Annotated in this window: 9 protein-coding genes; 4 read left to right on the forward strand and 5 right to left on the reverse strand. The window is 68.2% G+C overall.

Features of this window, described 5'->3' with window-relative positions:
* Window positions 1–120 precede the first annotated feature (120 nt).
* From ACTIGN_RS30390 to ACTIGN_RS30405, 4 genes are all read left to right on the forward strand, one after another.
* Entirely contained in the window at window positions 121–1,053 is a 933-nt protein-coding gene (locus ACTIGN_RS30390; RefSeq protein WP_439631015.1) for an SMP-30/gluconolactonase/LRE family protein, read from the forward strand.
* Window positions 1,054–1,598: 545 nt separating this feature from the next.
* Window positions 1,599–2,429 (forward strand): DUF1559 domain-containing protein, encoded by an 831-nt coding sequence (locus ACTIGN_RS30395; protein ID WP_439631017.1) that lies wholly within the window; start codon window positions 1,599–1,601, stop codon window positions 2,427–2,429.
* Window positions 2,430–2,502: 73 nt separating this feature from the next.
* Window positions 2,503–3,462, forward strand: a complete 960-nt coding sequence (locus ACTIGN_RS30400; RefSeq protein WP_439631019.1) for a DUF1559 family PulG-like putative transporter — start codon at window positions 2,503–2,505, stop codon at window positions 3,460–3,462.
* Complete coding sequence (locus tag ACTIGN_RS30405) at window positions 3,455–3,955, forward strand: hypothetical protein (protein ID WP_439631021.1); 501 nt, start codon at window positions 3,455–3,457, stop codon at window positions 3,953–3,955. The genes ACTIGN_RS30400 and ACTIGN_RS30405 overlap by 8 nt, the downstream gene beginning before the upstream one ends.
* 95 nt (window positions 3,956–4,050) lie before the next feature.
* Here ACTIGN_RS30405 and ACTIGN_RS30410 read toward each other — a convergent pair whose 3' ends face one another.
* The 5 genes from ACTIGN_RS30410 to ACTIGN_RS30430 form a co-directional block, all read right to left on the reverse strand.
* Window positions 4,051–5,514: an RtcB family protein gene (locus ACTIGN_RS30410; protein WP_439631023.1), complete on the reverse strand. Its 1,464-nt coding sequence runs from the start codon at window positions 5,512–5,514 to the stop codon at window positions 4,051–4,053.
* A gap of 192 nt (window positions 5,515–5,706) precedes the next feature.
* Window positions 5,707–6,117, reverse strand: a complete 411-nt coding sequence (locus ACTIGN_RS30415; protein WP_439631025.1) for an archease — start codon at window positions 6,115–6,117, stop codon at window positions 5,707–5,709.
* A gap of 63 nt (window positions 6,118–6,180) precedes the next feature.
* A complete protein-coding gene (locus ACTIGN_RS30420; protein ID WP_439631026.1) occupies window positions 6,181–6,765 on the reverse strand; it encodes a TIGR02996 domain-containing protein in 585 nt (194 codons plus the stop codon).
* A 57-nt stretch (window positions 6,766–6,822) separates the two neighbouring features.
* Window positions 6,823–7,842 (reverse strand): 3-oxoacyl-ACP synthase III family protein, encoded by a 1,020-nt coding sequence (locus tag ACTIGN_RS30425; protein ID WP_439631028.1) that lies wholly within the window; start codon window positions 7,840–7,842, stop codon window positions 6,823–6,825.
* Window positions 7,843–8,045: 203 nt separating this feature from the next.
* Window positions 8,046–11,171, reverse strand: a complete 3,126-nt coding sequence (locus ACTIGN_RS30430) for a PVC-type heme-binding CxxCH protein (protein ID WP_439631030.1) — start codon at window positions 11,169–11,171, stop codon at window positions 8,046–8,048.
* Window positions 11,172–11,355 lie beyond the last annotated feature (184 nt).

Raw genomic sequence — 11,355 nt, forward strand, 5'->3', positions numbered from 1 at the left:
GCAGAGACGCTCCCGAGGCTCGCAGTCGAGCCCGGAACCCCGGCACTCGCCCCACCGCGGGCGGCCGGGTAGGATGCCGGGGCCGGTTCTACCCCCGCCCCCACCGCTGGAGCCCCTCCCATGTTGAAGCCCCGATTCGTCAAGGCACTCGCGCTGTTCGCGCTTGTCGCGGCCGGCGTCGCCGCCGAGGACAAGAAGGCCGCCGTCCCGGGCATCGGGCCGGCCGGTGAGATCAAGAAGGCGCACTCCGGGTTCAAGTTCACCGAAGGCCCGGCGGCCGACGCGCACGGGAACGCCTACTTCTCCGACATCCCGAACGAGAGGGTCCACAAGATTGACGCCGACGGGAAGCTGAGCGTGTTCCGCGAGAAGTCGAACTTCGCGAACGGACTGATGGTCATCGCGAAGGGCGAGGTCGTGGCGTGCGAGATGAGCGGCGCGATCGTCGCGCTGAGCGCCGACGGCAAGGACCGCCGCGTGATCACCGATACGTTCGAGGGCAAGCGGTACAACGCGCCGAACGACCTGGTGCTCGACGCGGCCGGCGGCGTGTACTTCACGGACCCCGGGTTCCGCGCGCCGAACCCGCTGCCGCAGGGCAAGACGTGCGTGTACTACGCCGCGGCCGACGGGAAGGTGGCGCGGCTCATCGACGACCTGCCGAACCCCAACGGGGTGCGGCTCTCGCCCGACGAGAAGACGCTGTACGTGTTCCCGAGCGGGCAAAAGGAGATGATGAGCTACCCGGTCGAGGGGCCGGGGAAGATCGGCAAGGGGAAGGTGTTCTGCTCGCTGGCCCAGGCGAAGGAAGGGGCCAACGGCGGCGGCGACGGGGCCGCGGTCGACTCGAAGGGCAACGTCTACATCACGTCGGCGACCGGTCTCCAGGTGTTCGACAAGGACGGCAAGGCGCTCGGCACGATCGCGTTCCCGGAGCAGCCGTCGAACGCGGCCTTCGGCGGCAAGGACCTCAAGACGCTGATCGTCACCGCCCGCACGTCGGTCTACACCTGCCCGGTGGACGTCGCCGGGCACCGCTACCCCGGGAAGTGAGCGGAGACCGGGTACGCGAGCCGGCCGGACAAGACGTCCGGCACACGCCCCGGGCCGTGGGCCACCACAGCGCCGGTCCGGGGCGAGCGGTCTGCACCGTTGTCTTTCAGTAACCGTACAAGATCATTGGATTAGTGAGCACGATATAATCACCGAGATCATTATCGGGTTCAAATCGCGAAGCTCGGCACCATCATCAGATAGACACATTTTTTATTGTGATAGGTAACCGGTCGGTTACATGGCCTCAATACTACCTTGATTCACTTCTCGCGAAATTCACTTCGCCTTCATCACGCCGCCCAACCGCTTCGCAATAAACACCTTATCCGTTCTCTCCGGTGCCACGATGTCTAAGCTCTGCGGAAGAGTTCGTGAAGTACGTCAGCGTAGCCTCGGTGCCGTGTAAACTCCCATGAGCCCTCCCCGGATCGAATGCTACGCCCCGGATCCATAGATTTATTCGCCCGCTGCCCAACACTCTCGAGGACCATTGAATGACGCGTCCGAACGCGCCACGCGGGTTTACATTAATCGAACTGTTAGTGGTTATCGCGATTATTGCGGTGCTGATCGGGCTGCTGCTCCCGGCGGTTCAGAAGGTCCGCGAGGCCGCGGCCCGCGCCCAGTGCCAGAACAACCTGAAGCAGATCGGCCTGGCCCTGCACAACTACCACGGGGCGAAGGGCCAGTTCCCGAACGCGGGGTCCGACGGCCCGAACTCTGACTGCTGCGCGGCGACCACCCGGGTCGGTTGGACGTGGCTGTTCCACCTGACCCCGTACGTCGAGCACGAGACCGTTTACAACAACCCGAGCGACACGGTGGTCCAGAACACCGCGATCAAGGTCTACTACTGCACGGCCCGGCGGCAGCCCATCGTGTACACCGACGGCGGGCGGTCCGACTACGCGGGCAACGGCGGGCGGGACATGGCCGGCGAGGGCCGCGAGGGGATGATGGTGCGGCAGTGGAAGAGCCCGAGCACCGCGAAACCCGTCGGCGCACCGGTCGAGCAGAAGCGGACCCTGACCGACGTGACCGACGGCCTCTCGAACACGCTGTTGGTCGGTGAGAAGCAGTGCCACCAGTCGGTGCTCGGCGCGTCCGGCGGCGACAACGAGGCGTGGCACAACTCGGGCTGGGACCAGGACCACGTGCGGTTCGGCGCGAGCCCGCCGCAGTCCGACGACCAGCACCCCGACGCGCTGGCCGCCAAGTTCTGGTCGGTCCGGTTCGGCGGCCCGCACCCCGGCGGATTCAACGCGGCCATGGGCGACGGCTCGGTGCGGTACGTCCGGTACGGCGTCGACGCCGCGAACTGGCTCCGCGTCTGCCTGATCGCCGACGGCGAGGTGATCGGCTCCGACTTCTGACCCACGCGCCCGTTCGGCCGCCGGGTGCCCGTCGGCCCCGCCCCCCTCTCGAACCACACGAGGCCCTTCCCCCATGACCGTTCCGCGACCCGGCCGTGCGCCCAGCGGCTTCACGCTCATTGAGTTGCTCGTCGTCATCGCCATCATCGCGGTACTGATCGGGCTGCTGCTGCCCGCGGTGCAGAAGGTCCGCGACGCCGCGGCCCGCACGAAGTGCCAGAACAACCTGAAGCAGATCGGCCTGGCGCTGAACAGCTTCCACGGCACGTACCACGTGTTCCCCCCGGGCGGCACGTCGTCCACCACGAGCGGCACCAGCCAGTCGCACCTGAAGCGGGTGGGCATGACCGTGTTCACCGTGAAGCACAGTTGGAGCGTGTTCGTGCTCCCGTACCTGGAGCAGGGGAACGTCCAGAAGCAGTACTCCCTCAACGTGGCGTGGGACAACGCGGCCAACCGCCCGGCCATCGCGAACCGCATCCCGGTGTTCCAGTGCCCGAACGTGCCGGGGGGCGACGACCGGGTGTGCCTGACGTCGTCCGGGGCCGTCAAGAACCCGCCGACCGACTACGCGCCCAACTACGGGTACGCCGACTCGCTCGTCGAGAAGGGGCTGTGCGACGCGGTCCCGGACCCGGGCGGGAGCGGGATCATGGACGTGAACCGCACGTACTCGATCCCGGAGGTCCGCGACGGCACGTCGAACACGTTCATCCTCTCGGAGACCGCCGGGCGGCCGAACGCGTGGACGCTGAACACCATGACCGGCACCGGCACCCGGACCGACGGCGGCTGGGCCAACCCCGGCAACGCCTACGTCACCCACGGGTTCGACGCGACCGGCACCGTCTCCGAGGGCGGGTCGTGCCACACCAACTGCACGAACGGCAACGAGGTGTACAGCTTCCACCAGGGCGGCGCGCACCACGTCATGGCCGACGGGTCGGTGCGGTTCGTGAAGGCGTCGGTGGACATCCGGCTGTTCGCCCGGTTCATCACCCGGGCCGGAAACGAGGTGGTCACCAGTGACTGACTTCCGAAGCGTGCGTGCGGCCGTCCTGCTCGGTGCTGTGCTGTTCGCGAGCGGGTGCTCGTCCACCGCTCCCGCAGAGCCCGACGCCCTGGTGCCGCACCCGGTCACGGGCAAGGTGACGTTTGACGGTCAGCCGGTCGGCGGGGTCGTGGTCACCCTGTTCCCGCTCGACGCCCCGACGGTGCCGAAGGTGCCCAAGAACCCGCAAGGGGTCACGAGGGACGACGGCACCTACACGATCTCGACGTTCGCTGACAATGACGGCGCCCCGGCCGGCGGGTACCGGGTGCTGCTCCGGTGGCCGGACCCGGACGGGGGCAAGTCGGAGCGAGGGGCGGAGGGCGGCCAGGACCGGCTGCTCGGCTGGTACGACGCGGCCCACTCGAAGTTCGACGTGCGCGTGAAGGCCGGGACCAACGACCTGCCGGTGATGAACCTGGTCAAGCGCGCCCACACGCCCGCCGCGTCGCCCGGCATCCCCGGGCAGAACTGACTCGGGGTCTGGTGGCTCGGTGTGCGTCCGAGCCCGAGCGAGGGTCCAAGCTCACCCTCGCTCGGCGCTCGGACCAGAAGACTCGCTCGCCCTCATCACCCCTTGATGACCCCGATCGGGCGCATGCGAGCGACCTTGCGTGAGAGGTCGGCGTCGTGGACGGTGTCGACGACGTCGTCCACGTTCTTGTAGGCCTTGGGCTGCTCCTCCGCGAGCCCGCTGCGGCTGGATGCCATCGCGATCACGCCGCGGTGCTCCAACTCCTTGTCGATCTTGCGGCCGGCTCCGTCGAGCTTTGCGGCGGTGCGGCTCATCGCCCGGCCGGCCCCGTGGCACGTCGAGCCGAACGACTTCTCCATGCTCCCGGCGCTGCCCACCAGCACCCACGACGCCCGGCCCATGTCGCCGGGGATGATGACCGGCTGGCCGACGGCGCGGAACTGCTCCGGCACGTCCGGGTGCCCCGCGGGGAACGCCCGCGTCGCCCCCTTGCGGTGGACCCACACCTTCTTCCTGATGCCGTCGACGTCGTGCTCTTCGAGCTTCGCGATGTTGTGCGCCACGTCGTAGAGCAGGTCCATGCCGAGGTCCTGCCACGACTGCCCGAACACTGACGCGAACACCTCGCGGGTCTGGTGCATGAGCAGTTGGCGGTTGCAGAACCCGTAGTTCGCGGCGGCCCGCATCGCGGCGATGTACTTCCGCCCCTCGGGGCTGCCCACCGGGGCGCACGCGAGCTGCCGGTCGGGCAGCTCGAACTTGTACTTCTCGGGGCAGTTCCGGAACACACTCAGCGCGTCGTCGCACACCTGGTAGCCGAGGCCGCGGCTTCCGGAGTGGATCATCACACACACCTGGTTCAGTTCGAGGCCGAACACCTTGGCGACGTCGGCGTCGAGGACCGCGTCCACGACCTGCACTTCGAGGAAGTGGTTCCCGCTGCCGAGCGTGCCGCACTGCTCGGTGCCGCGCTTCACAGCGTGGTCCGAGACCTGGTGCGGGTCGCCGTCGGGGATGAGGCCGTTCGACTCGGTGTGTTCGAGGTCCTGCGGCACGCCGAGCCCGCGGCCGAGGACGAACCGCGGCCCCTCGCCCATGAGCCGCCGCGTCTCGGTGGTGTCGAACTTGTACTTCCCGGCCCGCCCGGCCCCGGACGGGATGCTGTAGAACAGCGCCTTCACCAGCTCGCGGATGTGCGGCTTCACGTCGTCGAGGTACAGGTTCGTCTTCACGAGCCGGACGCCGCAGTTGATGTCGTAGCCGACCCCACCGGGGGAGATGACGCCGCCCTCCTCGGGGTCGGTGGCGCAGACGCCGCCGATGCAGAACCCGTAGCCCCAGTGGATGTCGGGCATCGCGAGGCTGGCCTTCTGGATGCCGGGCAGCATGGCGACGTTCGCGACCTGCTCGGGGGCCTGGTCCTTGCGGATCGTCTCCATCAGCTTGTCGCTGGCGAAGATGTGCCCGTCCACCCGCATCCCGGCCCGGAAGCTCTTGGGGATGCGCCAGCAGTTGCACCCGATCTTTTCCAGCGGGCCGCTAAACTCTGCCTTGGCCATGATGAATCCAGAATGATGAATCTAGAATGAGCCACAGATGAAACACGGATAAAGGCAGAAGACGGATACAGAACGCACTTGTGTTGAAACCCTGAACTCTGAGCTTGCTGGGTTTCGGTCTTTCCAACAATGCTGCGCGCCTTTTGTCTTTGGATTTATCTGTGTTTCATCTGTGTTCATCCGTGGCTGATTTCAAATGTCCACGATCACTTCCGCCAGCCACCCGTCGCCGTCGCGGACCACCTTCAACTCGTGGTAGGTGATCGCCTTCACCTCGTGTGCGAGCATGTGGCGTGCCGCGTCGAACGGTTCGCCCCACGCGGTTCCGGTCAGCCCGTCGTCGCGGACCCGCACCTCGAAGCGGCCGAAGACCATGTGGTCCTCGTCGGACTTCAGGAGCAGGTCGCGGAGCCAGTCGAACAGCAGGAACTCGCGGTCGGTGCCCGCGAGTTCGACCGTCACGCTGGTCCGCGGCTCGACGGTGCCGACGTCCTCGACGACGGCCGAGAACAGGCACGCGGCCGCCTCGGCGAACAGCGTGTCGAGATCGGCCGCACGCACGCGGAGCCCGAGGTCGGCGGTGTGCTCGAAGAGTTCGTACATGCCCCGATGATACCCCGCCCGCGTCCGCCGCGGAACCAGTGACACGAGGAGAGCGGGCGTGGTTCACGGAGACGCGATATGCACGGGCTCGCTCAACCCGGGATCGACCCGGTAGTGCCAGAGGATTGACGCTTCGATCTCGGTCCGTTCAGCGCCGACCGGGAGGACCGGCGTGTTGAGGAGATTCCCGAGCAGTTTCGCGAGATCGAACTCGTGCGGGTCCATCGCGACGAGTAGTCCGCACCGGTGATGGGCGAGCGGCAGAGCCACGAAGTTGAGTGCAGATGTTGCGGGAATGCGCTCAAGTGCCTCCGCTGAGATTTCGCAATCCCCCAGTGAGACCCTGTAGTGCGAACTCGGGAGGATGAGAAGAACGGCGTCGAGGTGGGCGATCAACTCAGTCGCGGACAACGCAACCGTCGCGAGGATATGCGGGACGTGTGTGGTCGCCTCATGGAGGAGGTCTTCAGCGAGTTCTCCACGCGCCTCGCAACCCGGAATCTCGACGTGCAACCGGACGTAGTACGCCCAGGCGAGGTTCGGAACGCCGCCCTGTTCTTGTAACCAGTCGGCAAAGGCGAGGCGAGCGGTGACGTCGGCCGGGTCGCTGAGGATGGCCCGCACGAAAGCATCGGCGTCCGTGGACACGACGCGACTCCGGGAACGAAGTGAACCCGGGACAGATGCAGCGACCCGCCGCAAGGTTCACCACCGGACGACGGCGGTGCCCCAGGCGAGGCCGGCCCCGAAGCCGCTCAGGACGACGAGGTCGCCCTCCTTGAACTTGCCCTCGGCGGCGGCCTCGTCCAGCGCGATCGGGATGCTCCCGGCCGACGTGTTCCCGTACCGCTCCAGGTTGTTGAACACCTTCGACCGCGGGATGTTCAGCGTGTCGATCGCGGCGTTGATGATGCGGATGTTCGCCTGGTGTGCCACGAACAGCGCCACGTCCTCGACCGTCAGGTTTGCCGCCTTGAGCACTTCCTGGATCGTGTCACACAAGATGTTCACGGCCCACTTGAACACCGCGTGGCCGTTCATGTACATGAAGTGCTTGCCGGCGGCGAGCAGCTCCGGCGTCGGCGGCTGGCGGCTCCCGCACGTCTCGCGCTGGAGCAGCGGGCCGCCGGCCCCGTCGGACCCCATGCTGTACGCGAGGATGCCCTGGTCGGGCCGGCCCCGCTCGACGAACACCGCCCCGGCCCCGTCGCCGAACAGCGGGTACGTCTTGATGTCGCTCGGGTCGAGCACCCGGCTGTTCGTGTCGCCGCCGATGACGAGCGCCCGGTCGCTGACCCCGGCCTTCACGTACGCCGCCGCGGTCACGAGCGCGTACATGAACCCGGCGCACGCGGCCTCGACCTCGATCGCCGGGCCGACCAGCCCGAGCCGGTCCTGCACGATGCACGCGGTGCTGGGGAACGACATGTCCGGGGTGAACGTGCCGAGGACGAGCAGGTCGCAGTCCTTGGCGGTGCGGCCGGTCTTGGCGAACAGGTCGTTCGCGGCCTCGACGCACAGGTCCGACGTGGCCTGGTGCGCGGCCGCGTGGCGGCGCTCGAGGATGCCGGTCCGCTTCACGATCCAGTCGGAGTCGAACCCGAGGCGGGCGTGCAGGTGGTCGTTGCCGACGACCATGTCCGGGACGTACTTCCCGGTGCCCACGACCCGCAGGCCCATCAACGACTTGCACTGAGGCCGCGGCGACGGTCGCTCGCTACTCATCGGACGGCACCCGCAACGGGATGTGCCTCGGCACGCGCCGGTGGCTGGAAGGGGTTAATGTACGAGCCGCGCGTGCGGGACGCCAGCCGAAGCGGGCCGGCAGGCGATCGGGATTGTTGGCGAGCGGGGGACGCGAGTCCCCCGGTAGAATCCGAACGCACCGGGGCTCACCTCCCCGCTCGCCCCAGAACCTGCCGGTCGCGTCACTCCTTCTTCGCCGCCGGGATCTTCTGGTCGAGCAGGTACGCGAGCAGGTGCATCAGCTCGACCTCGGGGAGCACCTCGGCGAAGTTCGCCGGCATCGGCGAGAGCATCGTCTCGCGGTTCGTCTCGATGTCCTTCGTCGAGAGGCGGATCTCCTTGCCCTCGCCGTCGGCCAGCACGAGCACCTCGCCCTCGACGCGGAGCATCAGGCCCGTGAGCGTCTTCTCGTCCTTGGTGGTGACGACCCGCGCCCGGAATGCCTGGTCGACGTTCCGGTTCGGGTCGAGCACGTCTTCGAGGACGCGCTCGACGCCGCGGAGCCCGATGCCGTCGAGCTGCGGGGCGATCTTCCCGCCGGTCTCGCCGATCTTGTGGCACGCGGCGCAGTGCTTGGCGAACAGCTTCGCCCCGGCCTCCTTGTCGGGCTTGGACGACGCGAACACGGCGGCCCGCTTCTTGACGAGTTCGGTGATCCGCAGGTCGGCCGGCGGCAGCCCCTTGGTGAGCGCCGCGAGTTGCTTGTCGAGGTCCGGGACGTTGGCGGCCCGCAACCGCTCGACGATCGCCTTCTCCTGGAGCAGCCGCGCCGGGGCCTTGCCGGTCTTCACGGCGGTGAGCAGGTCGTCGGCCCCCGCGGGCGACCCGGCGAGCGCGACCCCGACCGCGACCGCCGTGCGGTACGGCGCGTCCTTGAGCGCGTCCCGCGCGTCGAGCCGCGCGTCCTTGTTCGGCGAGTTCGCGAGCATGAGCAGGAGCCGATCCCGGAAATCAGTAGCCGTCGCGGGCGATGAAACGAGTTTGCGAGCGGCCTTCAACCCGTCTTCGGGAACGTACCGCAGAAGCACTTCGACCGCACCCAGGCGGGCCTCTGCGGGAGCCGATGGTTTCTCTACCAGGAGTCCGAGAGCAGCGGGCGTCGTGGAGGCGAGTCGGAGGGCGTCCGGCGAGGCGTCCCGGTCCACGATCGCCGGCAGCGAGTTCAAGATGCGAAGGCCCCAGAGGACGGGTTTCTCCTCGCCGGGCCTCGGGCCGCCCGCAGGGAAGTCGAAGGTGATCGCGGCCTGCTCTCCTTGCCGCAGTAGGCTCCCCGCGATCTCCTTGTTGAGTTTCTTTCCGCGGGCTTGGAGTCCCTTAAACGCGGCAAGGATCGGATCGGGGTTCGCCCCGTTGCTCGTCGCAGACCCGATCGCGCTAAACAACGCTTGTTCGTCGCTCCCGGTGCCGTAGCGTGCGACGTGCTCCGCGACCGCGGACAGTTTGTCCCCGGCCACGCTCTTGATCTGTGCGGCGAGGAACCCGGCCGCCTTCTCGTTCGGGATCGCTAGCGCGATCTCGGCGTAGGTCGCGTCGTACTCCTTCGGCCACGCGGCCGCGTCTCGCAGGCAGTTCCGCAGGGCGACGCGGAGTGCGTGGCGCGTGTGGCTGTCAGCGGCGGGGGTCGCCTTCAGTGCGGCGAGGAGCGGTTGCACGAAGTCGGCATGCGGGTGCAGGATCGCGGCCTCGGCGGCGGCCCGGAGGGCGTGCGGCGACAGCGGGGGACCCGCCGACAGCACGTCGGCCACGAACCTCCGCTCCTCGTCGGTCAGCGTGGCGCGGCCCGTCAGTGCCCGCGTGAAGTGCCCCTGGTGCTCATCGACTTTCGTCGAGACCTCGCCCTTCGCGCCGAACAGCTTCAGGTACTCCGCCACCACGTCGTGCTTCGGACCGGACTGCGTGATCGCAACGACCCACGCGAACACCGCCGGCGCGAGTTCGGGGCTCTTCTTCATCCGCTCGACCGCGTTCGGCAGGTCGAAGTCTTTGCCGCCGCCGTTGGCGAACCGTCGCCGGAGTTGGTGGCCCGCGAGGAACCGCACCGTCAGGTTTGGGTGGAACAGGTCCTCAAACAGTTCGGCGTCCTTGGCGGCCGTGAAGTCGGCCCGGTGCGGCTTCGGCGCGGCGGCCTTCTCGCCCTTGTACACGACGCGCCAGAGGCGGCCGCGGTCCTTGTCGCGGGCCGGGTGCTTCAGGTCCACCTCGTAGTGCCCGATGATCTTGTTGTAAAAGTCGGCGACGTAGAGCGCGCCGTCCGGTCCGAGCTTGACATCGACGGGCCGGAACCACCGGTCGGTGCTGGCGATCAGGTCCGGCTGCTGCACCGCGTTCGGCGTCGCGCCCGTCCACTCGACCTTCGCCCGGTGGACGCGGTTGGTGACGACGTTGCCGAGGAACAGCGAGCCGACGTGCTCCTTCGGGAACTGGTCCGCGTCGTACCACGCGACCCCGCACATGCCGGTGCCGCCGGGGGCGTACCCGAACATCGTCGGGCCGTACCCGAGCCCGTCGTGCGGCTTGCCGAAGCTCTCGTAGTACGCCCCGGGGATCACCTGCGTGATCGGCCGCGAGTGGCAGTCGGCCGTGTACAGGTTGAACCACGGATCCACCGCGATGCCGAACGGGTTCACCTGCCCGCGGGAGTACACCTCGATGCGGCTCCCGTCGGGCCGGAACCGGAACACGTTCCCCGAGTGCATCTTCACCTCGTGCCCGTCCTTGCCCTTCACCGTCGAGTCGTTGTTGAACCCGTGGCACGAGTACACCCAGCCGTCGGGCATGAGGGTGTACGAGTTGTACATGCCGTGCGTGTCGCGCCACCCGAACCCGCTGAACAGCACCTCGAACGAGTCGGCCTTCAGGTCGCCGTCGGCGTCGGTGTACTTGCGGATCTCGCCGACGCTCGACACGAGCACCGACTTGCCGTCGGGCAGCGGCAGCACGCCGATGGGGATGTTCAGGTCGCTGGCGAACGTCCTCACCGTCTTCGCCCGGCCCGTCTCGGGGTCGAAGTCGGAGAGGACGAACACCTTGTCGGTGCCCTTCCCGGGCGGCGCGGCGAACGGGTAGTGGTACGACGTGGTGACCCAGAGCCGGCCCTTCGCGTCCCACGCCATCTGCATCGGCTTCTGGATGTCGGGCTCGCTGGCGACGAGCTGCGCGTCGAACCCCGGCGGCAGGGTGAACGCCTTGCGCTCGTCGGCCGGCGAGAGGGCGTCGGTGGGGGCCACGAGGTCGGCCGGCAGCGGCTTCGGCTGCGCGGCGGCGGGCGACGAGAGGAGTGCGAGGGCGAGGAGCGCGACGGGTCGCATGGGGGAGGGTCTCCGGCGGGCGGGGGGTGACCCAGATTGTATTCGCGGCGAGCGGCCGGCGTAAGTCGGCTGTTCGTGCCTTCCTGCTTGGCGAGCGGGGGACGTGAGTCCCCCCGGTGGAACCGCGAACGGGAGGCACCCGGGGGCGGACCGCCCCCCCGCCCCCCACGAGAAAGCCCCCCCC

Origin of the sequence: Gemmata sp., from assembly GCF_051859125.1 — a bacterium.
GTDB lineage: Bacteria > Planctomycetota > Planctomycetia > Gemmatales > Gemmataceae > Gemmata.